Consider the following 25536-nt stretch of genomic DNA (forward strand, 5'->3'; position numbering starts at 1 on the left):
ATGCAGTCCCTCGATGAGTTCTTCACCGGTCTGAACGCCGAGGTCAAGGCCACCGACTGTGTGGACAACGACTTCTTCGCGGCCTTCCGTGCGCAGAAACTGACCGTCGACGACGTCCAGAGGTTCGCCGACCAGTACTACCTCTACATCCGCACGTTCCCGCAGATCCTGGCCGGTCTCGCGCACCGGGTCGACAACGAGGAGATCCGCCGGGAGCTCGCCAAGACCATCGTCTCCGAGCTCGGCGGTGGCGGTGAGGGCGGCATGGGGCACTACAAGATGTTCAAGAACTCCTGCGAGCCGCTCGGCATCGAGGTCGCCAAGGCGGGCTCGATCGACTACCTGCCGGAGACGACCGCCCTCGTGGAAGGGATCCGCACCCTCTTCGAGGAGGGCAGCGTCGAGGCGGCGCTCGGCGGCCACTACACGATCGAGCTCAGCGGCCTCCCGATGATCAACAGCTTCTACGAGGGATTCCGCGCCCTTCCCGGCTCGACCGTCGAGAGCATGGAGTACTTCTACCTCCACCTCCTCATCGAGCGCGAGCACGTGGAGTGGATCCACGCCGCCGTCGAGCAGGCCACCGGCGGACCGGAGTCGCGCGAGGAGATCAAGCGCGGCGCGCTGCTCATCGCGGGCCTGCTGGGCGACTTCTGGGGCGCGCTCCACCGCGAGCTGGTCCTTGAGCCGGTCGGTGTGTGACACATGATGCAACCCGATGGATTCCGCGTCATCGACGGTGACGGGCACGTCATGGAGCCCGACAGCATGTGGGGGGAGTACATCGATCCCGCCTTCCGGGACCGGGCGCCGCGCCGCGCACGGTCCGACGGGCAGGGCTGGGCCCAGATGCTGGTGGACGGCCGGCCGATGTACCGCCACTATCCGGACGAGCTGGTGGCGGAGTTCGAGCGCCGCACGCTGGCGGAGTACGGGGAGTACGCGGCGCGGGGCTTCGACGCCCCGTCCCAGGTGAAGTCCCTGGACGACCAGGGGATCGAGATGTCGTTCCTCTACCCGTCCCTGGGGCTCGGCACGGTGGCGATCGACGGGATGGACCCGAAGCTCGCCGCCGCGATCTCCCGCTCCTACAACCGGTGGCTCGCGGACTTCTGCTCGCACGCCCCGGACCGGCTGAAGCCCGTCGCGCTGCTGAGCCTGCACGACGTCGGCCTCGCGATCGGTGAACTGCGGTACGCGGTCCACACGCTCGGGATGCGCTCGGTCATGCTCCGGCCCAACATGGTGTCCGGACGGTCGGTCGGGCACCCGGACACGGCCCCCTTCTGGGCCGAGTGCGCGGAGCTGGGGGTGTCCGTCAGCTTCCACGAGGGCTGTCACACCATGCTTCCCGCCGCGGGTGCGGACCGGTTCACCACACACTTCGCCATGCACAGCGCCTGTCATCCCATGGAACAGATGATGGCGTTCATCGCCCTCGTCGACGGTGGTGTGATGGAGCGTCATCCGGACCTGCGGTTCGGCTTCATGGAGGCCGGGTGCGGCTGGGTGCCGTACCTCCTGTGGCGGATGGACGACCTGGAGTACCGCAACTGGAAGTTCCAGATCCCCGGCGTCAAGCACAGGCCCAGCGAGTACTTCCGACGGCAGTGCTGGGTCAGTGCCGAGGGATGCGAGCCGTACCTCGACAAGCTCGCGCCGGACATCGGCACCGACCGGCTGCTGTTCGCGAGCGACTACCCCCACCCGGACCACGAGTTCGGCGAGGAGCTGGAGGACGTCCTCAAGTCGCCGCTGTCCGACGACGTCAAGCGGGCGATCCTGTGGGACAACCCCGCCGCGTTCTATGGCGTCGTCTGACCTGCTGCCGGTGTCCGGGGCCTTGGCGCCCCGGGCACCGGCCCCGGACGTGTACACGCACACCGACGCGCTCGCCGAGCGGCACGGGGCCGTCAACCTGGGCCGCGGAGCACCCGACTTCGACGGCCCGGCGGTGCTGCGTCGCGCGGCGACGGCCGCCATGCGGGCGGGCGTCAACCAGTACGTGGCCTCGGCCGGCCACCCCGAGCTGCTGGAGACCCTGGGCGCACTGGCCGTCCCCGAGGGCACGCGGTACGACCCGCGGACCGAGATCACCGTGACGGCGGGAGCGACCGAGGCCCTGGCGACCGCGCTGGAGACGCTGCTGCGGCCCGGCGACGAGGTGCTGGTCCTGGAGCCGTTCTACGACTCCTACCCGGCGCTCGTGCGCAGGGCGGGAGGGGTCCCCGTCGCCGTACCGCTGGTCCGCCGCGGCAGCGGCTACGTCCTGGACGCGGACGCGGTCTCCGCCGCCGTCACCGGCAGGACCCGGGTCCTGCTGCTCAACACCCCGCACAATCCCACCGGCTGGGTCGCCTCGGCCGGCGAACTGGAGTCGCTCGCCGCCCTGGTGCTCCGCCACGGCCTGTACGTGGTGTGCGACGAGGTGTACGAGCAGCTCGTCCACGGCACCGGGCAGGACGACCGGCACCGGAGCATCGCCTCGCTGCCGGGCCTGCGAGAACGCACCGTCGTCTGCTCCGGGGCCGCCAAGTCCCTGAGCGTGTGCGGGTGGCGGGTGGGCTGGGCGTTCGCCCCGAAGGAACTCTCCGGGCCGCTTCGGGACGCCCACCGGATGCTGTCCTACTGCGCACCCGCGCCCCTGCAGCTGGGGGTCGCCGCCGGGCTGGCCTGGGCCCACCGCACCGGATGGTTCGGCCTGCAGCGCCAGGAGTACCGGGCCCGGCGCGCCGCCCTGCTGGCCGGACTCGAAGCGGCGGGGCTGTGCCCGGTCACCCCTTCGGGTGGATTCATGATCATGGCGTCGACGGGTCCGGACCTGCCCGCCGATCCGCTTCGGGCCAACGAACTGCTCGCCCGTGATTTCGGGGTGACCGGGCTCCCGCTTCCCGGGTTCCACGTCCGGCCGGAGTCGGCGAGTGGTCTGCTGAGGTTCGCGTTCTGCAAGGAACTGGGCGTACTCCAGGAGGCCGCGCGCCGCCTGTCGGCGCTCGCTCCGGCCACTGAAAAGGGGACACTCCCGGCATGATCACCGACGACATCGAACCCTTCGCCCGTGCAGCCGGAACCGTCCCCGGCCCGGACGCCCCCGTCGAGTCCGTCTGGGTGGGATTCAGCACCGGGCACCGCGTGCTCGACGAGGCCGAACTCGCCGCGCTGTGCACCGTGTTGCACGGCCACGGCCCGGCCGAGGTGCCCGGGCGCGCCGCGCGGGAGCTGATCTCGTACACCGCACCGGTGGACGCCGCCCCCGACGCGCCGGCGCCGCCCGCGGTCATCCTGCACTCCGCGACCCGCACCACGCGCGGCTTCGACGGCGACCTCGCCGACGTCCGGGCCGGACGGGACCCGTACGACGTGGCCGGCTACCTGGAGAGCCGGGCCGTCTCGCTCGCGGCCGGGGGCGATCTCGCGGTGGGCCGGACCCGCCCCTGGCAGGACGCGGTGAACCACTACGGCACCGACTCCCTCGACATCGGCCTGACCGAGCTGTACTACCTCTCCGACGCCCTGCTCACCGCAGCCGCCGCGCACGGGCCCGACGGGACGGGGCCGCTGGCGGCCCTGGTCGACTGGCTCCGTGAGCGGCCGACGGCCGTGGTGCGGCTCTACGCGCTGGACCCGGAGACCCAGGTGTTCCTGCTCTGGCTCAAGGAGAGGGCCGGCCTGGACGTGCTGTACGTGGACGCCAACAACCCCGTGGTGTCGGAGCGGTGGAACCGCAAGAACCACATCCACCCCACGGTCGCCGACGCGCTCACCGTCCGGGCCGACGGGCTCGGCCCGGCCGAGCTGCTCGCCGCCGAGCAGCGGCTGTCGGAGGCGTACCGGCTGCTGGGGATGGCCGTCCCGGTCCTGCCCGGCTATCTGGTGCCCCGCACGGCGGACGCGGAGTCCTTCGGGGACGGGCTGGTGGCCGCGGCCGCGCTGCTCGCCGGCCGGCACGGACTGGAGCGCGGCTGCCTCAAACCGTGCGAGGCGGGCGACGGGGCCCGGATCGTGCCGGGCCTCCCGCTGAAGGACGAGGCGGCGCTGCGGGACCACGCGCGTGACGCCCACCGCCACGGCGACGCCTATGTACTGGAGGCCCATATGGACTTCCTCCGGTGCCGCGTGGGCACCAGCGACTTCATCGTCAGCCCCTCCGGCCACATCCGCGGCGGGCAGGTCGCTCCGGGCATGACGCTCCAGCTGATGAACGGGGTCTCCTGGGAGGGCAATGTCACGCTCACCGCGGAGGACTGTGCGCGGATGGGGATGCCCGCGGAGCACCACGCGTCGATGACGCGCGCCATGGACGCGGTGCGCGATGCCTTCCGCGGTCCGGGCAGCGAGGCGCAGGGATGCCGGGGCGGCATGGTCACCGGTGGCGTCGACTTCGCGGTGGGCCGGATCGGCGGGATCCACGGTGACGGGCTCGTGCTCGGGGCCATCGACTTCAACCTCTCCTCGCACGGCGCCGAGTACATGCGGGTGTTCCAGGACGAGGTTGCCGCGGACCCGGACGCCGGCCATGTCGCCACCCGGGTCTACCGGCCCGGCGCCGAGGCCGACATGGCCGCGACCCAGGCGGCCGTGGAGCGGCTGACGCCCCCCGGGCGCAGGAGCAAGGTCGTGGCGAGCGTCCCCGGGCGCTGGGGCATGGTCGCCGTCACCGGCAGGGGTCTGGAGGACGCCGCCCTGGCCGCCGAGGCTCTGGTCGACGGACTGCGAGCGGCGTCCCTGGCCCGGGGACCGGTATGACCGGTGGCCCGGCTGCGGGCGCCGGCCCGGCCGGTCACCGGGCACCTGCCGGTTCAGCCGGCCGGGAGCAGCGCGGACACCGGCTGGGCTGCCCGCAGCAGCGCCTCCACCAGCCGGCGGCTGCCGGCCGGATGGTCGTGCGGGAGCTCCTCCGGGTGCCACTGGACACCCAGCGCGAACCAGTCCGCGTCGGTTCCCGAGGCTTCGATCGCCTCGGGTATGCCGTCCGGTGCGTGGGCGCTCACCCGCAGGCCGGCGCCGGCCACCCGGCACGCCTGGTGATGGCGGCTGTTGGCGGGCACCACATCCGATCCGAGGATGGCGTGCAGCCTGCTCCCGGGGGCGACGGCGAGGTCGTGGTACCGCGTCGGCTCGCCCTCCGCCCCGCCGTGGCCCGCCGCCCCGCACTCGGACGGCAGGTCGCGCCAGAGCGTGCCGCCCAGGGCGATGTTGAGCATCTGGGCGCCCCGGCAGATGCCGAGCAGGGGCACCCTGTCCTGTCGGGCCCAGCCCGTCAGCAGCAGCTCCGCCCGGTCCAGTTCCGGATGGACCTCGCCCTCCGGGCCCGGTCCGCCGGCGTAGGAGTCGGGGTCCAGGTCCATGCCGCCGGGCAGCAGCAGGGCGTCACAGTTCTCGTAGAGGACGCGCAATTGCTGTTCGGGCAGCGGGGAAATCCCCAGAGGAATTCCCCCGGCGGCCTCCACCGCGGTGAAGTAGGTCATGCTCTGCATCCATCGATCCGCTTTTCCGGGACGCCTCCACGGGCGCAGCGGAACACCAACGACAATGTCTCTCATGGCAGTTGATTGAATCACACGGATGAGGACTGGGGTATGGAGAGAAGCTATCGGCTCATTGCGGTCGAGGGTGTCGACGGGAGCGGAAAATCCACCCTGGTGGAGAATCTCCGCAAGAATCTCTCCGTGGACGCCCGCGTGGAAGTGGCTCGTCCCGCACGGGCCATGACCGCCGCATTCCAGGAACTGGCCGAGAGCGGCCGTGCGGAATCGGTGCTGTACCAGGACCGAATACCGCCCGATTTTCGGCACGGCACCTACGTACTGGAAACCGCCGTGCAGTTCCACTATTGCCGGGAACGGTTCGAGAAGGCCGACGTCGTGCTCTTCGACCGCTGGTTCCAGACCTGGGACGTGTACTGCGAGGAGATCGCCGAGTACCGCGACTGGATGCTGCGCCTCACCGCGACCGCACCCCGGCCCGACCTCCTCCTCTGGGTCCGGGTCGACCCCGAACTGGCCTGCCGCCGACTCGTGGAACGGCAGGACCGCTGGGCCCGTATCTACTCCCCCGCCGCGCTGCTGGACAAGATCACGGCGCTCACCGAGCGGTACGAGAGGGTCATGAAGGAGGCCGGGACCGACACCGTGGTGCTCGACGGCACCCGGTCGCCGCAGCAGGTCCTGGCCGAGGCCCGCGAACACGTCGCCGCCCTGCTCCACGCCCGGCCGGCCGTCTCGGCCGCGACCGTGCGGGAGGTCTGAGATGGAGACCCTGGAGAGCGTCCTCACCCGGCGCAGCGCCCCGCGGCTCGCGGCCCCCGCACCCAATGACCTGGAGCTGCTCGCCCTGGTGGAGGCCGCGATGAGCGCCCCCGACCACGGCCGCCTGCTGCCCTGGCGGCTGGTCTCGCTGCGGGGCGGGGAGCGGGAGCGGCTGGGGCGTCGGCTCGCGGCGGGCGCCGGGGACGACGCCCAGGCTCGGGCGCGTGCCGCGGCCAAACCGCTGCGCGCCCCGTTGCTCGTCGCCATCGTCCTGTCGCCGGTGGAGCACCCGAAGATCCCGCGCTGGGAACAGCTGGCGGCGGCCACCGCCGTGGTCAGCACCCTGTCCCTGCTGCTCCACGACCGGGGCTACGCGTCCATCTGGCGCACCGGCCCCGCCACCGAGGACGCGGGGGTGCGGACGCTGCACGGCCTCGGTGCCGGGGAGCAGCTGCTGGGCTGGCTGTACGTGGGCACGGCGTCGGGTGCCACTCCGCCGCGGCCGCGTTCCGACCCGGGGCGGTATCTCACCGCCCTGAGCGGCCTGGGCTCGGGGGCCGCGGGGGAGGGCGGGGAATGAGCATCGACCCCCAGGAGTTGCGCCGGGCGATGTCGGCCGTCCCGGCCGCGGTGAGCGTGGTCACCACGCTTGCCCCGGACGGTTCGCCGCGGGGCTTCACCGCGACCTCCGTGGTCTCGCTGTCCCTGGCCCCGCCGCTGGTCCTCGTCTGTGTCGGCCGTTCCAACGCCTCGCACGGCGAGTTCGTGCGCGGTCGTGGGTTCGCCGTCAACGTGCTCGGCACGCAGCATCCCCCCATCGCGGCGAGATTCGCCCGCGAACCGGCCGGAATCCGTTTCGCCGACGGCTCCTTCACTTTGTCGCCCGAGGGCTTCCCGGTCCTCCCGGACGCCGTTGTCCAGCTCTCCTGCGAGCGGCACGAGGTGCTGGAGGGCGGGGACCACGACATTCTGATCGGCCGTGTCGTCGGAATCGGTGGGGCGGCCGGCGATGCGTTGATGTACGGCCGCAGGCAATACCTGTCTTTGTCTCAATTGCCCCCCTGTCCGGTCTCCGCCACCGCCGTATCCGAGGGTCTTAACGCCTAGCCGGTCCGACAGGTGCGGCAGCAGGATGAAGATGCCCGTCCGGCAGGTACGCCGGTGGGTTCGTAATTCCGTCAAGAGAAAGATTGGTGGAACGATATGAATCCCGACATCACGCTCGGCGAGTTCAACGAGCAGGAGTTCACCGACTCCTCGGTGAACAACATGATGCGGTTCACGGACTTCTCCCCGCTGTCGCGGGCCGAGGAGAGCGCGGCCGAGAGCGCCATCGCGCTTCACTGATCGATCCTGAAGACCGCCGGGGCGGGCCGCAGGGCCGGCCCCGGCGATTTCGGCGGAGGTGTACGGAGTGCGAAGCGCGTTCTACACGATGGCAGGACCGGCGGCCGAGGGCCCGGGAGCCCCCGGGGTGTACGCGGTCGGGCTGAGCGCCTCCGAGCTGGAGGAGTGCGATCAGGCGACCGTCACCCACCGGATCGGCCGGCTGGTCCGACGCGCCGGCGAGCTCCCGGCCGGGACGGTACGAGAACTCCCCGAGGACGCGCCGACGGCGCTGACCGTGCCGGACGATGGATGGCTGGCCGTCGTCAACACGAGCCCGGAGAACGCGGGCTGGGTGGTCCTGAGCCCGTCCGAATCGGCGCTCGCACGGCTCGGCCCCGGCAGGCTCGTGCTCTGCGGCCGGGCCGGCGCGACGCTCACCCATGTGCCGATGGCCTGCGGCGACCGGCTGCCACCGGCGCCCGCCCCGCAGTGGGGCACGAGGACCCCGGAGGGGACACCCCATGTCTGACCGCGGACGCATCATCGTCCTGGACGACTTCTACGCGGAGCCCGACAACGCGCGCACGTTCGCCCTCTCCCACAACTACCGCAGCGCCGCCGCGTACAACTACCCGGGCTGGCAGAGCGAGAAGATGCTGCACAGCCCGGCCCTCATGGAGACCTTCGCCGAACTGACCGGCCATCAGGTCGACGTGGACTTCGACTCGTTCACCTTCGGGGGCTTTCGGCTGGCCACCGAGGAGACCGGGCGGCTGGCCAATGTGCACGCGGACCAGGCGGCGGACTGGGCTGCCATGGTCTATCTGACGCCGGGAGCCCCGGACAGTGCCGGAACCGGCTTCTTCCGGCATCGCAGGACCGGTCTTGAGCGCCCACCGACCGATGCGGAGGCCCGTGCCGCGGGGTACGGCGACGCCTTCGCGTACGAACAGGCCGTGATCATCCCCGAGTACGCCGACGCCGACGCGTGGGAGCTCGTCGAATGGGTGGCGCCCGTCTACAACCGGCTGATCCTGTTCCAGGGCTGCGATCTCTACCACGCCTCGCTCGGCGGCGCCGGGAGCACTCCGTCCGACGCCCGGCTGACCCACAACTTCTTCTTCAACGAGATCGCCCACAGGGGCCCGGTGTCCCTGCGTGACGGCTCCCGCCTTCTTCCCGCCGGCTCCGGACGATAGGACTCCCTCGTGCGTTCACTCCTCTCCGTTGCCGCACAGAACCTGCCGGGGGCCGACGGGGCGGCATTCGTCGCGCTCTCCGGAGCGCTGCTCACCCGCGAGGGGGAGAACATCGTGGAGCCCGGTCTGGCGGGGCAGCCGTTCCGTCCCTCGCGGCGGATCGCCACCGCCCCCGACGCCGCCCGGCTGCGGGCGTCCTCGGGTCTCGGCCTGCGCACCCTGGCTCTCGTCACCGAGCGGGACGCGGAGCGGGGGCCCGACCGGGGCGGCGACCCCCAGCGGCTCGTCCTGCACACGGTGCTGGACGGCTGGAACCTGGTATGCGTCCACGGCCGTGACCTCGACCTGCGCGGGGCGGACCTGCGCGGAGCCGCCCTGGCCCACGCCGACCTGCGCGGTGCCGATCTGAGCGGCGCGGACCTGCGGGGTGCGGACCTGGAACGGGCCGACCTGCGGGGCGCCCGGCTGGACGGCGCCGACCTGCGCGGCGCGGTGCTCAAGCGGACGAACCTCATCGAGGCCGGCCTGCGCGAGGCCGACCTGCGCAGGGCCGACCTCAGCCACAGCGACTTCCGCGGTGCGGTGCTGGACCGGGCGGCACTGCGCGGAGCCGAGATGTGGTCGGCCTTCGTCGGCCATGCCTCGATGAAGGACGCCTATCTGGACGGCGTGGACATGTCCCGGGCCGACGAGCGAGGAAGGACGGCCACCGATGAGGATGCCGCGCGGCAGGACGGCACCGGCTCGGCCCCCGACGGCGGGTGAGCCCTCCGCGGCCTCCGTACGCAGGCTGCTGATCGCCCTGCTGCTGAACTTCGGGATCACCAGCGTCGCCTGCTACGCGCTGCTGCCTGTCCTTCCGGTGCTTCTGGAGGGCTGGCAGGCGGGACCGCTGTCCGTCGGCGCGGTGCTCTTCCTCTTCAGCGCGTTGCGGTTCTGCGGTTTCGTCGTGGTCGACCGGATGGACTTCAGCCGGGTACGGCCCGTGCTCACGCTCTCGCTCGCCTCGGCCGCGACCCTGGTGTGCGCGGCGGCGCTGGTGCCGAACCGCCGGATCGCGGTGGTGGTGCTGCTGCTCGGGGTCGCCGTGTGCATGAGCGTCAACTCCGTGACGGTGCGCACCTGCATCGGCGAGTTCGTGACCGACCCGGGAGCGCGGGTGGCCGCCTACTCGCGCCTCATGCTCGTCACCAACCTCTGCTCGGCCGCGGGGCCGATGCTCGGGGCGGTCCTCTTCTTCCGGTCCCCGCACACGTGGCTGCTCGTCGTCGCGGCCGTCTTCGCGGCCTCCGCCCTGGTCACCGCCGTAGCCGTGCCGGCCGGACTCCGGCTGAGGACGGAACGGCAGAAGGCCGCGGGCGGCTGGATGCGCACGGCGGCCCGCAGCCCCGGGATGCGCCGCACCGCCGTGGCCTCCTTCCTCTGCTTCGTTCTCTACTCGCAGTTGTTCTCCGCGATGCCGCTGTATGTCTTCGGTACCGGCCGCCCGGCCGTGGCCGGCTCGCTCTTCCTGCTCAACGCGGCGCTCGTGGTCGTGCTCCAGGTGCCCGTGGGGCGCCTCGTCGGGCGCCATATGGCCCACCGCAGGGGAGCGTTCCGGATGTTCGGCACGGTCGCGCTGTTCATGGCCGCGTCCTTCGCGGTGACGGGGACGGCCCGTCTGCACATCCCCGTGCTGCTGGCCGGCATCGTCCTGTTCACCCTGGGCGAGACGGTCCTGGGTGCGATGAACGACCAGGCGTTCGTGGCCGTGAAGGGCGAGCTGGACACCCTCTCCGCAGTGAAGTCGCGGATGCTGGTCACGGCACTCGGACAGTCCGTGGGCGCGTTCATGGGGGGCAGCGTGGCCCTGGCCGCCGCGCACACCTGGGACTTCGCCGTGTACTGGTACGCGATGGCGGCGCTCGGGGTCGTCGTGGCGGCTGCCTCGTGGCTGTACACCCCGACGCGGGACGGCCTCAGCGAGCGGAGCCCTGCCGCAGCCCCTTGAGCCGGGTGACGGCCTCCTCCAGAACCTCCGTACGCTTGCAGAAAGTGAAGCGGACGAAGGGGGCGCCCTGCTCACGGTGGTCGTAGAAGACCGCGTTGGGCACGCCCACGACCCCGCACCGCTCCGGCAGCGCCCGGCAGAAAGCGATCCCGTCGCCGCCGCTGTCGAGCGGGCGGATGTCCGTGGTGACGAAGTACGTTCCGGCCGGGCGGTAGACCGCGAAACCGGCCTCGGCGAGCCCGTCGCACAGCAGGTCCCGCTTGGCGCGAAGATCCGTTCGCAGCCCCTCGAAGAAGCTGTCGGGCAGCCGAAGGGCCTCGGCGACGGCGTACTGGAGGGGTCCGCCCGAGACGTACGTCAGATACTGCTTCGCCGAGCGCACCGCCGTCACCAGCTCCGCACTCGCGGTGATCCAGCCGACCTTCCAGCCGGTGAACGAATACGTCTTGCCGGCCGAGCTGATGGTGACGGTCCGCTCGCGCATCCCTGGGAAGCCGGCGAGCGGCAGGTGTTCGCCCTCGAAGACCAGGTGTTCGTAGACCTCGTCGGTGACGACCAGGAGATCGCGTGCGCACGCCAGCTCGGCGATCGCACCGAGCTCCTCGCGGGTCAGGACGGTGCCGGTGGGATTGTGCGGTGTGTTGAGCAGCAGCAGCCGGGTGCGGGGGGTGACCGCCGCGCGCAGTTCGTCGAGGTCCAGCCGGTAGGTGCCGGTGGACGGCTCGGGGCGCAGGGTCACCGGGACGCGGGTGGCGCCCGCCATGGCGATGCAGGCGGCGTACGAGTCGTAGTACGGCTCCAGGGCCACGACCTCGTCCCCCGGCTCCAGGAGCGCCAGAAGGGAGGCCGCGATGGCCTCGGTGGCACCCGCGGTGACGAGGACCTCGGTGTCGGGGTCGTACGCGAGGCCGTAGCGCCGCTGCTGGTGGGCAGTGATCGCGGTGCGCAGTTCCGGGACGCCGGGCCCCGGCGGGTACTGGTTGCCGTGGCCGGCGCGCAGGGCGCGGACCGCGGCCTCGCGGACCTCCTCGGGGCCGTCGGTGTCCGGGAACCCCTGGCCGAGGTTGATGGCGCCGGTGCGGACGGCCAGCGCGGACATCTCCGCGAAGATCGTCGTGCCGAACTCGGCGAGGCGGCGGTTGAGCAGCGGTCGTCCCTGTGTCATGACCGCCATCCTGCGCGGAAGCTCTGGAGTTGCTCAAGTCTGCTTTGGCCGGACGGGGGCACGGGAATCCCCCTGGCACGCAGGAATCGGTGCGGAGCGGGGGGCCTCGCTTCGGGGGACGGAAGGACGTGAGGTCCGTGAAGGGTGTGCTCATCGGGGTGATGGTCGTCGTGGGGGTCATGCTCCTCGTCGTGATGATGGCGAGCGCGGGAAGCCGCGGGAAGCCGCTGGGCCGGAACAAGCGGCGCGGCGTGGCGGGCAGCGGTGGCGGGGCGGGTGGCGGCAGCTGGTGGGCCGGGGACGGGGGCGGTGACTCGGGCGGCCACTCCGGCGGACACTCGGGTGGTCATTCGTGTGGCGGCGGTTCGTCGTGCGGCGGGGGTTCGTCGTGCGGCGGCGGGGGCGGATGCGGCGGAGGCAGCTGACACGGGGCAGCTGGTCCGCGGCCCGGCAAGGTCGGCCGGCCGGGCACCCGGCGGGGCTCGGAGGGGGAACCCTCCAAGTCCCGCCGGTTGTCTTTTTGTTGGGCCGCACGGCGCATCTCGGGTGAACACCAGAACCGGCAGGCCCCCGAGGGGATGGAAACCACGCCAAGTTGGGCAAAAACGCTGCGAGTGCGCCCTGGTTCGTGTTTTCCTCGATTGAGAGAACATTCAGCCCTCGGACCCCAGTTGGACCTGATCGGGCGCTTCCCACCTCCCACGTGCACCGCGTCGGGGCGTCCCCTGTCCACGTGTCCATGTGTGTTTTGCGGAGCCGACCCATGCTCACGACCCTCCATACGGCCTATTCCGACACCCGTGCCGACGATCTGGCCTGGGCGCTGGGGCGTGAACCGCTCCCGGCACTGGCGGTCCTCGACCTCCAGCTCGGCGGCGCGCAGTTGCAGTTGCGCCTGCTCGGTGCCTCCCACCAGGTGCTTCTGGAGGAGGAGCAGGGCAGTTGTTCCGAAACCGTCGCCTGTATCCCCGGCAGCAGCACCCCACTTCCCCTGGGCGTCTCCAAGCGCCTGGGGGACTGGGAGTACGAGTTCGCGGCCCGCGTCGAGACCCTCGGCGCGGGCTCCTTCGCGGGGCGCGCGCAGGAACTGCTGGCACTGGTCGCCGACCACCCCCACGGACTGGCCGGGACCTTCCCGGGGAGCCCGCACGCCTTCACCGCCATGCTTGCCCAGCGGACCGAGGGCCAGGTCCGGTGGCGCACCTGGCACGCGTACCCGCAGGAGGGCCGGCTGGTGGTGACCCGCACCCGGGTGGGCGTGCGGACGCCGGCAGTGGCGACGCCGTGACCGGCGCCAACTCCGTCGGGAGTGCGTCGATTGCACCCTTGTGGGTGACAAGCGGCGACGTTTCCGTGACGTAGCGTTCGCGGCATGATCGACCAGCAGGTGCCGCTGCGACGGGGCGCGGCGCGGCTTCCCGTGCGGCCGAGGACCGGCAGGTACCTCGTGCTGGCCACCGTGTTCATCTGCGCCGCCTGCGGGCTGGTGTACGAGCTCGAACTGGTCGCGCTCGCCTCCTATCTGATCGGTGACTCCGTCACCCAGGCGTCCGTCGTGCTGTCCGTGATGGTGTTCGCCATGGGCATCGGCTCGCTGCTCGCGAAACGTTTACGCGGCCGCGCCGCGGTCGGCTTCGGGCTGATCGAGGCAGCGCTCGCCCTGGTCGGCGGATTCTCCGCGCTGGTGCTCTACGCGTCGTTCGCCTGGATCGGGGAGTCGCGGTACGCGCTGGTCGGGTTCTCGCTGGCGATCGGGATTCTGATCGGTGCGGAGATCCCCCTGCTGATGACGTTGATCCAGCGGGTGGACCGGCAGGACGCGGGCGGGGCGGTGGCCGATCTCTTCGCCGCCGACTATGTGGGCGCGCTCGTCGGCGGGCTGGCCTTTCCGTTCCTGCTGCTGCCGATGCTCGGGCAGCTCACGGGCGCGCTGTTCACCGGGACGGTCAACGCGGCGGCGGGCGGGGCGCTGGTCCTGTGGGTGTTCCGGCGGGATCTCACGGCCCGCTCCCGGTGGCTGCTGATCGGCGCCAACGTGCTGGTCATCGCGGTGCTGGCCTCGGCCGCGGTGCTGGCCGACGACTTCGAGCGCGCGGCGCGGCGGGCGGTGTACGGGGACCAGGTGCGGGTCGCGGTGCGGACCGAGGTCCAGGAGGTCGTGCTGACCGGCGGGGGCCGGGGCTCCCTCGACCTCTATCTGGACGGACGGCTGCGGGTCAGCTCCCGCGATGAGTACCGCTATCACGAGGCGCTGGTGCACCCGGCAATGAACGGGCCGCACGCCCGGGTGCTGGTCCTGGGCGGCGGCGACGGGCTGGCGGCCCGCGAGGTGCTGCGCTACCCGGACGTGCGGAGCGTGACCGTGGTGGAGCTGGACCCCGCCGTCACCCGGTTGGCCCGTACGGACCGGGCACTGCGCTCACTGAACGCGCACGCCTACCGCGATCCGCGTCTGACCGCCGTGACCGGGGACGCGTTCAGCTGGCTGCGGATGGCGCACGAGCCCTACGACGTGGTGATCGCGGACCTGCCGGACCCCGGGATCTCGGCCAGTACGAAGCTCTACTCGGCGGAGTTCTACGGCCTGGCCGCACAGGCCCTCGCGCCGCACGGCCGGCTGGTCGTGCACGCGGGGCCGGCTGTGAGCCGGCCGCGCACCTACTGGACGGTCGAGGCGTCGATGCGGGCGGCGGGGCTGCACACCCGCCCCTACCGGATCAGCGGGCGGTACGCAGGATTCGCGGCCGGCCCCGACCGCGCCATGGGCAGTGCCGCGGAGGTGCACGGCTGGGGGTACGTGCTGGCGGGACCTGCCGTGGCGCCGGCCCTCGGCCTCGACCCGGGGGCGCCGCGGCTGCGCTCACTGACGGGGCCGACGCTGCGGGACGCGGGGCGGCGGGCGGAATCCGGGCGGCTGCGGGGCCAGGAGCCCTCGACGCTCGTACATCCGCGGTACTGGGAGGAGCGGTGAGAGGGGTGTGCCGGGCCGGGGCGGCGCCCCTCCGGGGAGGCGGAAGCGCTGACGCGGTGGCCGGGGCTGAGTAGGCTCGGTTTCCATGGAGCATGAGGTGTTCGTTCCGGTTCCGGTCCCGGCCCTTCGGCGGACGCTGGGCGATCCCGCCCGGGTCGCGCGCTGTGTGCCAGGACTCCAGCAGGATGCCGACACGTCCGCGGGCCCGCTGTCCGGCCGGCTCAAGGTCCGGGCCGGCGGCCACACCATCACCTACCGGGGCGCGCTGCGGCTCACCCCGGCGGCGGCCGGGGAACCCCGGGAAAACGCGTACAGCGTGTCGGTGACGGGTGAGGGCACGGAGGCGCGGGGCAGCGGCTCGGCGAAGCTGGCCCTGACCGTTCGCCTCGCCGAGCGCGAGGGCGGTACGGCGATCACGTTCGAGGGCACGGTGGGCGGCGACGGCCGCCTGCTGGAGCTGGACCCCGCGGCCGCGCTGTCGGCGGCGCACCGACTGCTGGACCGGTTTGCGCAGCAGTTGGTGACGGAGTCCCTGGGCCAGCACGACGGGTCGCAGGGCGCCACGGGCGAGGCGGTGGCCGACGACGGGGCCGACGACGCGGCCGACCCGGCACCGGCCGTCACCGCCGAGGAGCAGGCCGTCGGGGAAGCGGTGGAGCAGGCCATCGAGGAGGCTGCCGAAGAGGCGGACACTCCGCGTACCGATGGGGCCATGCCCCCGACCGGAGCGGACGAGGCGCCGCCCGGAGAGCAGTCACCGGACCAGGCGTCCGTCTTCGACACCCCGGTGTCGTCGTCGCTGGATCCCGTGGCCGGGATCGAGTTCACCGTCCCGGACGGACCGCCCGCCGAGGCCGCGCATGCCCGGCGCACCATGATCGGCCGCAGCGCGGAGGAGGTCGACCACGCTCCGCCACGCGGTCGGTACGCCCCGGTGCCGTCCCCCGACTCGATGGGTGCGGGAGCCACGCTCCGCTGGGTTGCCCCCGCGGCCGCCCTCGCCCTCGCCTCCGCTGTGGTGGTGGGACGGGCGCTGCGTCGCCGGAGGTAGCCGCGCCAGTAGGGTCGTCGTGTGAGCAGCAGCGAGAAGGACGTCCGGCTGTCCGTCGGCGACGCAGAGTTGACCGTGAACCCCGACAACGGCTGCCGTATCAGCAGCTTGCGGATCGGTGGCAACGAACTGCTGCGGCAGGGGGAGCGGTACGGCTGCTTCCCCATGGTGCCGTGGTGCGGCCGGACCGAGAACGGGCAGTTCCACAACGGCGGTGTGCTGCATCAGCTGCCGCTGACCGCCCCGCCGCACGCCATCCACGGCACGGGCCGTGACACGGCCTGGCGCACGGCGCGGGCGAGCGGGACGGAAGCCGCGTTCTACTACGACCTCACCGACCCCTGGCCGTACCCGGGGCGGGTGACACAGACCTTCGAACTCACCGATTCCTCCCTGACGTTGGCGTTCGGTGTCGAGACGTACGGGGATTCCTTCCCGGCGCAGGCCGGCTGGCATCCGTGGTTCCGGCGCAACCTCGGCAGCGGCGACGACGTCCGGATCGACTTCGATGCCGCATGGCAGGAGGAGCGGGGCGAGAACCATCTGCCGACCGGCCGCCGGATCCCGCCCCTGGCCGGTCCGTGGGACGACTGCTTCGGCATGCCCGACGGCATCGATGTGACGCTCACCTGGCCGGAGCAGCTGGAGCTGACGGTGAAGAGCCGCACCGAGTGGGTCGTGGTCTACGACGAGCAGGACGAGGCGGTCTGTGTGGAGCCGCAGTCGGGCCCGCCGAACGGGCTGAACACCGCCCCCCGCCATGTCACCCCGATCGAGCCGCTGGAGATCGCGACGACCTGGAGCTGGCGCACGCTCTGAGCGCGACCGCCCGCAGGCCTGGGCAGGTGCTGAGTACGGGTGGCGGCCGGGCGCCTTATTCTCGTAGCCATGACTGACGTACGTGCTGAGCTGTTGCAGCAGATCAAGGACAAGGCCGTGGTGCACGGCAAGGTGACTCTCTCCTCCGGTCTCGAGGCCGACTGGTACATCGATCTGCGCCGCATCACGCTGGACGGCAAGGCCGCTCCGATGGTCGGTCAGGTCATGCTCGACGCCACCGCGGAACTGGACTACGACTGCGTGGGTGGGCTGACGCTGGGTGCCGACCCGGTGGCCACCTCGATGCTGCACGCTTCCGCCGCCCGCGGGCAGGAGCTGGACGCGTTCGTGGTGCGCAAGGCGCAGAAGGCCCACGGCATGCAGCGCCGGATCGAGGGCGCGGAGGTCAAGGGCCGCCGCTGCCTGGTCGTCGAGGACACCTCGACGACCGGCGGTTCACCGCTGACCGCCGTCGAGGCGGTGCGTGAGGCGGGTGGCGAGGTCGTGGCCGTCGCCGTGATCGTGGAGCGGGGTGCGGCTCCGGCCATCGCCGAGGCGGGCCTCCCGTACGTCCACGTCTACTCGGTCCCGGACCTCGACCTGTCCTGACCTGCGGTTTCCCTCAAGGGGGGTCGGTTTCACGTGAAACCGACCCCCCTTGTCGTATCTCCGCAGCGGGAGCCCCGGAATGCTGGGGGAGTACGCCGGGTGGAGCCGGGACGAGAGTCTGGGAAGATGGGGGCGACGATGACGTCGCCCCCAGGTCAGGGAACCAGCAACGCACACCCGCACATCCCAAGGAGCGGACAGATGCCCATCGCAACCCCCGAGGTCTACGCCGAGATGCTCGACCGGGCGAAGGCAGGCAAGTTCGCCTACCCGGCCATCAATGTGACGTCGACGCAGACCCTGCACGCTGCGCTGCGCGGTTTCGCTGAGGCCGAGAGCGACGGCATCGTCCAGATCTCCACCGGTGGGGCGGAGTTCCTGGGCGGCCAGTACAACAAGGACATGGTCACGGGCGCCGTCGCCCTGGCCGAGTTCGCGCACATCGTCGCCGCCAAGTACGACGTCACGGTCGCGCTGCACACCGACCACTGCCCCAAGGACAAGCTGGACACGTACGTGCGTCCGCTGATCGACATCTCCGCGGAGCGTGTCGCCAAGGGTCTGAACCCGCTGTTCCAGTCCCACATGTGGGACGGCTCGGCCGAGACGCTGGCCGACAACCTGGCCATCGGCCAGGAGCTGCTGGCCAAGGCCGCCGCCGCCAAGATCATTCTTGAGGTCGAGATCACCCCGACCGGTGGCGAGGAGGACGGCGTCACCCACGAGATCAACGACGAGCTCTACACGACCGTCGACGACGCGCTGCGCACCGCCGAGGCGCTCGGTCTGGGCGAGAAGGGCCGCTACCTGCTGGCCGCGTCCTTCGGCAACGTGCACGGCGTCTACAAGCCGGGCAACGTCGTGCTCCGCCCCGAGCTCCTCAAGGACCTCCAGGAGGGCGTGGCCGCCAAGTACGGCCAGGCTTCCCCGTTCGACTTCGTCTTCCACGGCGGCTCCGGCTCCACCGCCGAGGAGATCGCCACCGCGCTGGAGAACGGCGTCGTGAAGATGAACCTCGACACCGACACCCAGTACGCCTTCACCCGCCCGATCGTGGACCACGTGTTCCGCAACTACGACGGCGTGCTGAAGGTCGACGGCGAGGTCGGCAACAAGAAGGTCTACGACCCCCGCAGCTGGGGCAAGTCCGCCGAGGGCGGCATGGCCAAGCGCGTCACGGAGGCCTGCGCCAACCTGCGGTCCACCGGCACCAAGCTGAAGTAGTAGGTGTGCCCGGACGGCCCAGGGGACGGCCGGGCTGATTCCGTACGGATGTCTGCGTGGGCCCGGTACCCCCTTCGGGGTGCCGGGCCCCTCGCGTGTCCGTACCCGGCAGGAATGATGTGAGGAACAGCTGTGAGTACGTCCTACGACTTCGACACCGTCATCGACCGCCGCGGCACCTGGAGCGTGCAGTGGGACGGGGTCGCGGACCGGTTCGGGGTGGACGGACTGCTGCCGTTCACCATCTCGGACATGGACTTCGAGACGGCCCCCGAGGTGCTGGCCGCCCTGCGGGCCCGGCTCGACCACGGTGTGTTCGGCTACACGGACTGGCGGCTGGGCGACTTCCGCGCGGCGGTGGCCCACTGGTACGCGACCCGGTACGGCACCACGATCGACACCGGCCGGCTGGTGTACGGCCCGTCCGTGCTCAGCCAGTTGTCGCAACTGCTCCAGATGTGGACGGCCGAGGGGGACGGAGTGGTCGTCCACACCCCGACGTACGACGGATTCCGCAAGGCGGTCACCGGGCTCGGCCGTGAGCTGCGCGGTGTGGGTCTCGGGGACATGGCCGCGCTGGAACGCGAACTCGAGCGCGAGGACAGCAAGGTCCTCGTGGTCTGTTCGCCGCACAACCCGTCGGGGCGGGTGTGGACGGAGGCGGAACTGGCGGAGATGGCCTCGCTTGCCGCGCTGCACGGCGTCGCCGTGATCAGCGACGAGATCCACGCTGACTTCGTGCACGACGGGCGCGTTCACGTGCCGTGGACGCGGGTGGGGGGTGACGGGCGCTGGGCGCTCATCACCTCGGCCTCGAAGGCGTTCAACTTTCCGGCGCTGACCGGTTCGTACGGGATCATCGGCCGCCCGGAGGACCGGACGGAGTACCTGCGCCGGATGGAGACCGCGGAGGGCCTCGCCTCGCCCGCGGTGCTCTCGCTGACCGCGCACATCGCCGCGTACCGCGACGGCGGGGCATGGCTGGATGCCGTGCGGGCCTATGTCGCCGGAAACCTGGCGCTGGTCGCGGAGCGGCTGAACGCGGCGTTCCCCGACCTGGGGTGGGAGCCGCCACAGGCCGGTTACCTGGCGTGGATCGACCTGCGCCGGGCGGGCGTCGAGGACGACGAGGCGCTCCAGCGCGTGCTGGTCGAGCGGGAGCGGGTCGCCGTGATGCCGGGCGGCGTGTACGGGGCGGAGGGCTTCGTACGGCTGAACGTGGGGTGTGCGCGGAGCAAGGTGGAGGCAGGGGTGGAGGCGTTGATCCGGGGGGTGGAGGCCGTGCGGCGCGCCGGGTAGCGGCGGAGCGGGAGCGGGCGGCGCCGGCTGTTCAGCGTGGCGCTGACCGCGGATCCTCGCTCCTCCGTCGCCGGAGGGGCCCGCCTTTGCGATGCTGAGGGCATGGCGGAGAGCTCGGCAGACCCCACAGGCATTCGTGTCGCGTCCCCCACCGGCCGGTGGGTGGTCCTCACGACCGTGCTCGGGTCGAGCATGGCCATGCTCGACTCCACCGTCATCAACGTCGCCCTGCCCCGCATCGGTGAGGACTTCGGCACCGGCCTGGCGGCGCTCCAGTGGACCGTCAACGCCTACATGCTCACCCTCGCCGGGCTGATCCTCCTCGGGGGCGCGCTCGGCGACCGGTACGGACGGCGCCGGGTCTTCGTCGTCGGCGTGGTGTGGTTCGCCGCTGCCTCGCTGCTCTGCGGCATCGCACCCAACGCCGACGTGCTCATCGCCGCCCGGGCCCTCCAGGGCATCGGCGGCGCCCTGCTCACCCCGGGGTCGCTGGCCCTGATCCAGGCGAGCTTCCACCCGGACGACCGGGCCCGCGCGGTCGGGCTGTGGTCGGGGTTCGGCGGGGTCGGTGCCGCCGTCGGGCCGTTCGTCGGCGGGTGGCTCGTCGACGGGCCCGGCTGGCGGTGGGTGTTCCTGCTGAACCTGCCCATCGCCGCGATCTGCGTGCCCGTCGCCCTGCGCCACGTGCCGGAGTCCCGGGACCCGTACGAGCACGGCCGCTTCGACGTCCTGGGAGCGGTTCTCGCCGCGCTCGCGCTCGCTCTGGTGACGTACGCGCTGATCGAGGCGCCGGGGCAGGGCGCGTCCCCGGCCGTGATCGGTGCGGCGGTGGGCGGGGTGCTGCTCGGTGTCGCGTTCGTCCAGGTCGAGCGGCGGCGTGCCGACCCCATGCTGCCGCCGTCGGTGTTCGCGTCCCGGCAGTTCACCGCCGTCAACATCGTCACCCTCTGTGTGTACGCGGCGCTCGGCGGCTTCTTCTTCCTCTCCGCCATCCAGCTCCAGGTCGTGGCGGGCTACTCCGCGCTCGGTGCGGGCACCGCCCTGCTGCCGACCACCGTGCTGATGCTGCTGTTCTCTGCCTCGTCCGGCGAACTGGGCCGGCGCATCGGCCCCCGCATCCCGCTCACGGCCGGCCCGCTGATCGCCGCCACCGGAATGCTGCTGATGCTGCGCGTGGGGCCGGGCTCCAACTCCGTGACCGGGTACCTGACCGATGTGCTCCCCGCAGTCGCGGTCCTCGGCGTCGGGCTGGTCACCCTCGTGGCGCCCCTCACCGCGACCGTCCTGGCCTCCGTGGACACCGCCCGGGCCGGCCTGGCCAGCGGCATCAACAACGCAGCCGCCCGCGCCGCGGGACTGATCGCGGTGGCCGCTCTGCCCCTGCTCGCCGGGATGGGGCCGGAGGCCTACCGGGACGCCGGGGAGTTCGCCGCGACGTTCCGGCGGGCCATGCCGATGTGCGCCGGGCTGCTGGTCCTCGGCGCCGTCATCGCGTGGGCGACCGTGCGGACGCCGCCGGCCGCCGTGCAGAAGTCCGCACAACCGGAGTGCACGATGCACTGCGGCGTCACGAGCCCCCCGCTGGAACCCGCCCCGGACAGCCCTTAGGCCCTCCCGTCCGGAGATGCCGGGCTCGCGGGGTCCGGCCTGATACCCCGCACGCCCTCAGCCAGGCGATTGGCGGCATTGTGCACACCGATACCGCGGGCGGCGCCGGTGCCAGGCACACTTGAACCCATGTCGATCCACGAGAACCTGCTCGGGGGCCCTGCCCCGACCCATCTGCCCGACGACCCGGAGCCGCGCGAACTGCTCGCCGCGGGCACCGCGCCCGCCGACGTCGCGGCGAAGTACCCGACCTCCTCGCTGGCCTGGGCACAGCTCGCCGACGAGGCGTTCGAGGGCGGCCGGGTCATCGAGTCGTACGCCTACGCCCGCACCGGCTACCACCGGGGCCTGGACGCCCTGCGCCGGGCAGGCTGGAAGGGCCACGGCCCCGTGCCGTTCGAGCACGAGCCGAACCGCGGCTTCCTGCGCGCCCTGCACGCCCTCGCACGCGCCGCGCAGTCGATCGGTGAGCAGGAGGAGTACGAGCGCTGCTCCTCGTTCCTCCGCGACTCCTCGCCGACCGCGGCCCAGACGCTCGGCTAGCCGAAGCGCACCCCTGCCGGGCCCCGTGGACGCTCATCGTCCGCGGGGCCCGTGCGCTGTCGCGGCCTGCGGGTCTCCGCTTAGGATGCGGGCAGGGGACCGGAGCTCCACCACCTCACGGTGGGGGCGGACCGCTACCCGGAAGCTCGTGTCGAGGAGACAGCAATGTCGACGATTCACCCCGACCCCGAAGCCACCGGTGCGCAGACCCCGCACCTCGACTTCGCGGGAACCACTCCGTACGAGGACTACGTCCAGGCGGATGTCCTGACCCACCTCCAGCACCTGCGCTCGGACGACCCCGGCGAGATGGTCTTCCTGGTCACCACCCAGGTCATGGAGCTGTGGTTCACCGTCATCGTCCATGAGTGGGAGACCGCCGCGCACGCGATGCGCGAGGACCGGCTGGACGTCGCGCAGGACGCGCTGAAGCGGTCCCTGCGCGAGCTGGAGGCGCTGAACGCCTCCTGGACGCCGCTCGCCCAGCTCACCCCCGCCCAGTTCAACTCCTACCGCTCCTCGCTCGGCGAGGGCTCCGGCTTCCAGTCGGCCATGTACCGGCGGATGGAGTTCCTGCTCGGCGACAAGTCCGCGTCCATGCTCGTGCCGCACCGGGGCGCTCCCCGCGTCCACGCGGAGCTGGAGAAGGCCCTCGGCGAGCCCGGCCTGTACGACGAGGCCCTCGCCCTGCTCGCCCGGCGCGGCCACGCCGTGCCGCAGGAGGTGCTCGGCCGCGACCTCACCCTGAAGTACGACCCCTCGCCCGAGGTCGAGGCCATATGGGCGGAGATCTACGCCAACCCCGACCAGAACGACGACCTCGTCCGGCTCGGCGAGGTGCTCACCGACGTGGGTGAACTCGTCTGGCGATGGCGCAACGACCACCTCGTCGCCACCCGGCGGGCCATGGGCTCCAAGACCGGGACGGGCGGCTCCGCCGGGGTCGCCTGGCTGGAGAAACGCGCCACGAAGAACGTGTTCCCCGAGCTCTGGACGGCCCGCAGCCATGTCTGACCTCCAGGAGCGCGCACAGGCGCTCGACACAGCGGACGAACTCGCGCCGCTGCGCAAGCTGTTCACCCTCGACGACACCGTCTACCTGGACGGCAACTCCCTGGGCGCGCTGCCCCGCCATGTGCCCGCCCGGCTGCAGGAGGTCCTCACCCGGGAGTGGGGCGAGCTGCGCATCCGGTCGTGGGACGAGAGTGGCTGGTGGACAGCGCCGGAGCGGATCGGCGACCGCATCGCCCCGATCGTCGGGGCGGCCGCGGGACAGATCGTCGTCGGCGACTCGACGAGCGTGAACGTCTTCAAGGCCGTCGTCGCCGCCTGCCGGCTGGCGCCCCGGGGCCGCGACGAGATCCTGGTCGACGCGGCCACGTTCCCCACCGACGGGTACATCGCCGCTTCCGCGGCCCGGATGACCGGACACCGGATCGTCCCGGTCGCCCCCGGCGACGTGCCCGACGCGCTCGGCCCGCGTACCGCCGCGGTGCTGCTCAACCACGTCGACTACCGCTCCGGCCGGCTCCACGACCTGCCCGGCCTGACCGCCGCGGTGCGGACCGCGGGCGCGATCGCCGTCTGGGACCTGTGCCACAGCGCGGGCGCGCTGCCCGTCGGGCTGGATGCCCACGGGGTGGACCTGGCGGTGGGCTGCACGTACAAGTACCTCAACGGCGGGCCGGGTTCGCCGGCGTACCTGTACGTCGCCGAGCGGCATCAGGCGGCGTTCGACTCACCCCTGCCGGGGTGGACCTCGCACGCCGACCCGTTCGCGATGACACCCGGGTACGCCCCCGCGGACGGCGCCGTACGGGGCAGGGTCGGGACCCCCGACATCCTGTCCATGCTGGCCCTGGAGGCTTCTCTCGACGTCTGGGACGGGGTCGGGATCGACGCGGTACGGGCCAAGTCCCTGGCGCTGACGGACTTCTTCCTGGAGTGCGTCGACGCGTACGCCCCCGCGGGCCGGGTCACCTCGGTCACCCCGGCCGCCCACGCGGAGCGGGGCAGCCAGGTCGCGCTGCGGTGCGAGGACGCCGAACCGGTGATGGGCGCGCTCATCGCGCGTGGCGTCGTCGGGGACCTGCGACGGCCCGATGTACTGCGATTCGGCTTCACTCCGCTGTACGTGGGGTTCGCCGACGCGGAACGCGCGGCGCGGGTACTCGCGGACGTGTTGACCGCCCCGACGGCGTAGGCTGCCGGGTCAGTCCGGCGACCGGCTCGCCCCGGTCGCCGGACGGGCCCCGCCCACCTCGCCCGGGGGTCCCGGACGAGGCGCACGCGCCGGCCCTGCCCTGCTCCGAGGAAGAGTCCGGGGAGAGCCCCCGGGTCTCCTTCTTCGGGCCTCTCCGGAACGGGCCGTACCGCACCTACCGCGCCTGGCCCGGCCGGGTCTGAGGCCGGGTCACCTGCCACCGGGAAGAGGGACGCCTCCGTACTGATACCGTCCCCGCAGGTCACGCCAGTTGGCCATGGCACAGGGACGGTTGGAGCAGCATGTCGGATTCTGCCGCGCGTGATCAGGACGCAGCCGAGACCGAGTCGGCGTTCTCGCATCCGGTGGTCGCCCCCGATGTCTCCGCCGCCTACGGCAGTCACCCGGACCAGGTGATCGACTTCTACGCCCCGCGCGACGGGCGTGCCGGCGCCCCCGTCGTGGTCGTGCTGCACGGCGGCGCGTGGCGGGCACCGTACGACCGGCTCCATGTGTCGCCGTTCGCGGACTTCCTGGCCCGGCGCGGCTTCGCCGTCGCCAGCGTCGAGTACCGGCGCGGCAGCGAGCTTCCGCAGCAGCGGGGCTCCGGCCCCGTCGCCGGGCGCTGGCCGGAGACCTTCGACGATGTCGCGGCGGCGATGGACGCACTGCCGGAGCTCCTGGCGCGGCACATGCCCGCGGCGGACGCCCGGCGGATCGTGGTCACCGGGCACTCCGCGGGCGGGCAGCTGGCGCTGTGGGCCGCCGCCCGGCACGTCCTGCCGGAGGGCTCCCCGTGGCGGCTGCCCCGAGCGCCCGCGCTGCGCGGAGTGGTCGCGCTCGCACCGATCGCGGAGTTCACCTCAGCGATCGAACTCGACGTGTGCTCCGGCGCGATCGGGCAGTTCCTCGGGCGGGCGGAGGACTTCGCCGAGCGCAGCGCGCACGCCGACCCGGCCCTGCTGCTGCCCACCGGAATCGCGACCGCCGTGGTCCAGGGCACCACCGACCTCACCGTCCCGCACGCCGTCTCGGAGGCCTTCGTCGACGCGGCGGCCAAGGAGGGCGAGATGGTCGGGCTGACGCTGCTGCCGGACGTCGGACACTTCCCGCTGATCGACCCGGCGGCCGACGCGTGCGCCGTGGTCGCCGAGGAGATCGCCCAGCTGGCCTGGTAGGGCGGCCTGTCGTGGGGGCGTGCGGCGGACCTCGGTAGTACTTGCGACGGACGGTTCAGGATCCGTATCACTGCTGACGACCCGGGGTGCCGCGCCCCCT

The 25536-nt window shown here is 72.1% G+C and carries 27 protein-coding genes; 25 read left to right on the forward strand and 2 right to left on the reverse strand.

Features of this window, described 5'->3' with window-relative positions; translation table 11 throughout:
• The 4 genes from OG538_RS19385 to OG538_RS19400 are packed head-to-tail and all read left to right on the forward strand — an operon-like array spanning window position 1 to window position 4746.
• Window positions 1-702 carry a TenA family transcriptional regulator gene (locus tag OG538_RS19385; protein ID WP_406095246.1) on the forward strand — a complete coding sequence of 234 codons (702 nt, stop codon included), beginning with the start codon at window positions 1-3 and terminating at the stop codon, window positions 700-702.
• A gap of 3 nt (window positions 703-705) precedes the next feature.
• The gene (locus tag OG538_RS19390; RefSeq protein WP_406095248.1) at window positions 706-1821 is read left to right on the forward strand and encodes an amidohydrolase family protein; all 1116 of its coding nucleotides are present in this window, start codon (window positions 706-708) and stop codon (window positions 1819-1821) included.
• Window positions 1808-3031 (forward strand): aminotransferase class I/II-fold pyridoxal phosphate-dependent enzyme, encoded by a 1224-nt coding sequence (locus OG538_RS19395; protein WP_406095250.1) that lies wholly within the window; start codon window positions 1808-1810, stop codon window positions 3029-3031. The genes OG538_RS19390 and OG538_RS19395 overlap by 14 nt, the downstream gene beginning before the upstream one ends.
• Window positions 3028-4746 (forward strand): hypothetical protein, encoded by a 1719-nt coding sequence (locus tag OG538_RS19400; protein ID WP_406095252.1) that lies wholly within the window; start codon window positions 3028-3030, stop codon window positions 4744-4746. Before OG538_RS19395 ends, OG538_RS19400 begins: the two co-directional genes overlap by 4 nt.
• Before the next feature lie 53 nt (window positions 4747-4799).
• On the opposite strand, the gene OG538_RS19405 is transcribed toward OG538_RS19400, so the two are convergent.
• Complete coding sequence (locus tag OG538_RS19405; protein ID WP_406095254.1) at window positions 4800-5468, reverse strand: gamma-glutamyl-gamma-aminobutyrate hydrolase family protein; 669 nt, start codon at window positions 5466-5468, stop codon at window positions 4800-4802.
• Between the two features lie 111 nt (window positions 5469-5579).
• Here OG538_RS19405 and OG538_RS19410 point away from each other — a divergent pair, with 111 nt between their 5' ends.
• From OG538_RS19410 to OG538_RS19445, 8 genes are all read left to right on the forward strand, one after another.
• Window positions 5580-6248 (forward strand): deoxynucleoside kinase, encoded by a 669-nt coding sequence (locus tag OG538_RS19410; RefSeq protein WP_406095256.1) that lies wholly within the window; start codon window positions 5580-5582, stop codon window positions 6246-6248.
• Between the two features lies 1 nt (window position 6249).
• Window positions 6250-6828: a nitroreductase gene (locus OG538_RS19415; RefSeq protein ID WP_406095258.1), complete on the forward strand. Its 579-nt coding sequence runs from the start codon at window positions 6250-6252 to the stop codon at window positions 6826-6828.
• Window positions 6825-7355 (forward strand): flavin reductase family protein, encoded by a 531-nt coding sequence (locus OG538_RS19420; RefSeq protein ID WP_406095260.1) that lies wholly within the window; start codon window positions 6825-6827, stop codon window positions 7353-7355. The genes OG538_RS19415 and OG538_RS19420 overlap by 4 nt, the downstream gene beginning before the upstream one ends.
• Before the next feature lie 96 nt (window positions 7356-7451).
• Window positions 7452-7595, forward strand: coding sequence for a hypothetical protein (locus tag OG538_RS19425; RefSeq protein WP_406095262.1), 144 nt, complete (start codon window positions 7452-7454; stop codon window positions 7593-7595).
• Between the two features lie 67 nt (window positions 7596-7662).
• Window positions 7663-8106, forward strand: a complete 444-nt coding sequence (locus OG538_RS19430) for a hypothetical protein (RefSeq protein WP_406095264.1) — start codon at window positions 7663-7665, stop codon at window positions 8104-8106.
• The gene (locus OG538_RS19435; protein ID WP_406095266.1) at window positions 8099-8776 is read left to right on the forward strand and encodes a DUF6445 family protein; all 678 of its coding nucleotides are present in this window, start codon (window positions 8099-8101) and stop codon (window positions 8774-8776) included. Before OG538_RS19430 ends, OG538_RS19435 begins: the two co-directional genes overlap by 8 nt.
• A 9-nt stretch (window positions 8777-8785) precedes the next feature.
• Window positions 8786-9541, forward strand: coding sequence for a pentapeptide repeat-containing protein (locus OG538_RS19440; RefSeq protein ID WP_406095268.1), 756 nt, complete (start codon window positions 8786-8788; stop codon window positions 9539-9541).
• Window positions 9489-10766, forward strand: coding sequence for an MFS transporter (locus OG538_RS19445; protein WP_406095270.1), 1278 nt, complete (start codon window positions 9489-9491; stop codon window positions 10764-10766). Before OG538_RS19440 ends, OG538_RS19445 begins: the two co-directional genes overlap by 53 nt.
• Here the strand turns inward: OG538_RS19445 and OG538_RS19450 are convergent.
• The gene (locus tag OG538_RS19450) at window positions 10735-11931 is read right to left on the reverse strand and encodes a pyridoxal phosphate-dependent aminotransferase (protein ID WP_406095272.1); all 1197 of its coding nucleotides are present in this window, start codon (window positions 11929-11931) and stop codon (window positions 10735-10737) included. The two genes, OG538_RS19445 and OG538_RS19450, sit on opposite strands and share 32 nt — an antisense overlap.
• Before the next feature lie 137 nt (window positions 11932-12068).
• Here OG538_RS19450 and OG538_RS19455 point away from each other — a divergent pair, with 137 nt between their 5' ends.
• The 13 genes from OG538_RS19455 (at window position 12069) to OG538_RS19515 (ending at window position 25436) form a co-directional block, all read left to right on the forward strand.
• The gene (locus OG538_RS19455) at window positions 12069-12356 is read left to right on the forward strand and encodes a hypothetical protein (protein WP_406095274.1); all 288 of its coding nucleotides are present in this window, start codon (window positions 12069-12071) and stop codon (window positions 12354-12356) included.
• A gap of 338 nt (window positions 12357-12694) precedes the next feature.
• Window positions 12695-13219 carry a DUF2617 family protein gene (locus OG538_RS19460; RefSeq protein WP_406095276.1) on the forward strand — a complete coding sequence of 175 codons (525 nt, stop codon included), beginning with the start codon at window positions 12695-12697 and terminating at the stop codon, window positions 13217-13219.
• Between the two features lie 84 nt (window positions 13220-13303).
• Entirely contained in the window at window positions 13304-14902 is a 1599-nt protein-coding gene (locus OG538_RS19465) for a polyamine aminopropyltransferase (RefSeq protein ID WP_406095278.1), read from the forward strand.
• Window positions 14903-14987: 85 nt separating this feature from the next.
• Complete coding sequence (locus OG538_RS19470; protein WP_406095280.1) at window positions 14988-15953, forward strand: SRPBCC domain-containing protein; 966 nt, start codon at window positions 14988-14990, stop codon at window positions 15951-15953.
• 21 nt (window positions 15954-15974) lie between these two features.
• Window positions 15975-16772: an aldose 1-epimerase gene (locus OG538_RS19475; protein ID WP_406095282.1), complete on the forward strand. Its 798-nt coding sequence runs from the start codon at window positions 15975-15977 to the stop codon at window positions 16770-16772.
• Between the two features lie 69 nt (window positions 16773-16841).
• A complete protein-coding gene (gene pyrE / locus OG538_RS19480; RefSeq protein WP_384134282.1) occupies window positions 16842-17381 on the forward strand; it encodes an orotate phosphoribosyltransferase in 540 nt (179 codons plus the stop codon).
• A gap of 201 nt (window positions 17382-17582) precedes the next feature.
• A complete protein-coding gene (gene fbaA, locus OG538_RS19485) occupies window positions 17583-18605 on the forward strand; it encodes a class II fructose-bisphosphate aldolase (RefSeq protein ID WP_136326593.1) in 1023 nt (340 codons plus the stop codon).
• 132 nt (window positions 18606-18737) lie between these two features.
• Entirely contained in the window at window positions 18738-19904 is a 1167-nt protein-coding gene (locus OG538_RS19490; protein WP_406095285.1) for a MalY/PatB family protein, read from the forward strand.
• Between the two features lie 102 nt (window positions 19905-20006).
• On the forward strand, window positions 20007-21512 hold the full coding sequence (locus OG538_RS19495; RefSeq protein WP_406095287.1) for an MFS transporter: 1506 nt from the start codon (window positions 20007-20009) through the stop codon (window positions 21510-21512).
• Window positions 21513-21641: 129 nt separating this feature from the next.
• Window positions 21642-22055, forward strand: coding sequence for a DUF3151 domain-containing protein (locus OG538_RS19500; protein ID WP_406095289.1), 414 nt, complete (start codon window positions 21642-21644; stop codon window positions 22053-22055).
• A gap of 165 nt (window positions 22056-22220) precedes the next feature.
• The gene (locus OG538_RS19505; protein WP_406095291.1) at window positions 22221-23069 is read left to right on the forward strand and encodes a tryptophan 2,3-dioxygenase family protein; all 849 of its coding nucleotides are present in this window, start codon (window positions 22221-22223) and stop codon (window positions 23067-23069) included.
• Window positions 23062-24258 carry a kynureninase gene (gene kynU / locus OG538_RS19510; protein ID WP_406095293.1) on the forward strand — a complete coding sequence of 399 codons (1197 nt, stop codon included), beginning with the start codon at window positions 23062-23064 and terminating at the stop codon, window positions 24256-24258. Before OG538_RS19505 ends, kynU begins: the two co-directional genes overlap by 8 nt.
• Before the next feature lie 302 nt (window positions 24259-24560).
• Window positions 24561-25436, forward strand: a complete 876-nt coding sequence (locus tag OG538_RS19515; protein WP_406095295.1) for an alpha/beta hydrolase family protein — start codon at window positions 24561-24563, stop codon at window positions 25434-25436.
• Window positions 25437-25536 lie beyond the last annotated feature (100 nt).

This window comes from Streptomyces sp. NBC_01013 (assembly GCF_045162765.1).
GTDB lineage: Bacteria > Actinomycetota > Actinomycetes > Streptomycetales > Streptomycetaceae > Streptomyces.

Coding starts and splice junctions, on each gene's coding strand:
- OG538_RS19390 (WP_406095248.1), top strand. CDS start 706: ATGATGCAACCCGATGGATTCCGCGTCATCGACGGTGACGGGCACGTC.
- OG538_RS19395 (WP_406095250.1), top strand. CDS start 1,808: ATGGCGTCGTCTGACCTGCTGCCGGTGTCCGGGGCCTTGGCGCCCCGG.
- pyrE (WP_384134282.1), top strand. CDS start 16,842: ATGACTGACGTACGTGCTGAGCTGTTGCAGCAGATCAAGGACAAGGCC.
- OG538_RS19445 (WP_406095270.1), top strand. CDS start 9,489: ATGAGGATGCCGCGCGGCAGGACGGCACCGGCTCGGCCCCCGACGGCG.
- OG538_RS19385 (WP_406095246.1), top strand. CDS start 1: ATGCAGTCCCTCGATGAGTTCTTCACCGGTCTGAACGCCGAGGTCAAG.
- OG538_RS19495 (WP_406095287.1), top strand. CDS start 20,007: ATGGCGGAGAGCTCGGCAGACCCCACAGGCATTCGTGTCGCGTCCCCC.
- OG538_RS19425 (WP_406095262.1), top strand. CDS start 7,452: ATGAATCCCGACATCACGCTCGGCGAGTTCAACGAGCAGGAGTTCACC.
- OG538_RS19420 (WP_406095260.1), top strand. CDS start 6,825: ATGAGCATCGACCCCCAGGAGTTGCGCCGGGCGATGTCGGCCGTCCCG.
- OG538_RS19505 (WP_406095291.1), top strand. CDS start 22,221: ATGTCGACGATTCACCCCGACCCCGAAGCCACCGGTGCGCAGACCCCG.
- OG538_RS19470 (WP_406095280.1), top strand. CDS start 14,988: ATGGAGCATGAGGTGTTCGTTCCGGTTCCGGTCCCGGCCCTTCGGCGG.
- OG538_RS19515 (WP_406095295.1), top strand. CDS start 24,561: ATGTCGGATTCTGCCGCGCGTGATCAGGACGCAGCCGAGACCGAGTCG.
- OG538_RS19410 (WP_406095256.1), top strand. CDS start 5,580: ATGGAGAGAAGCTATCGGCTCATTGCGGTCGAGGGTGTCGACGGGAGC.
- fbaA (WP_136326593.1), top strand. CDS start 17,583: ATGCCCATCGCAACCCCCGAGGTCTACGCCGAGATGCTCGACCGGGCG.
- OG538_RS19435 (WP_406095266.1), top strand. CDS start 8,099: ATGTCTGACCGCGGACGCATCATCGTCCTGGACGACTTCTACGCGGAG.
- OG538_RS19415 (WP_406095258.1), top strand. CDS start 6,250: ATGGAGACCCTGGAGAGCGTCCTCACCCGGCGCAGCGCCCCGCGGCTC.
- kynU (WP_406095293.1), top strand. CDS start 23,062: ATGTCTGACCTCCAGGAGCGCGCACAGGCGCTCGACACAGCGGACGAA.
- OG538_RS19405 (WP_406095254.1), bottom strand. CDS start 5,468: ATGACCTACTTCACCGCGGTGGAGGCCGCCGGGGGAATTCCTCTGGGG.
- OG538_RS19465 (WP_406095278.1), top strand. CDS start 13,304: ATGATCGACCAGCAGGTGCCGCTGCGACGGGGCGCGGCGCGGCTTCCC.
- OG538_RS19400 (WP_406095252.1), top strand. CDS start 3,028: ATGATCACCGACGACATCGAACCCTTCGCCCGTGCAGCCGGAACCGTC.
- OG538_RS19500 (WP_406095289.1), top strand. CDS start 21,642: ATGTCGATCCACGAGAACCTGCTCGGGGGCCCTGCCCCGACCCATCTG.
- OG538_RS19460 (WP_406095276.1), top strand. CDS start 12,695: ATGCTCACGACCCTCCATACGGCCTATTCCGACACCCGTGCCGACGAT.
- OG538_RS19450 (WP_406095272.1), bottom strand. CDS start 11,931: ATGACACAGGGACGACCGCTGCTCAACCGCCGCCTCGCCGAGTTCGGC.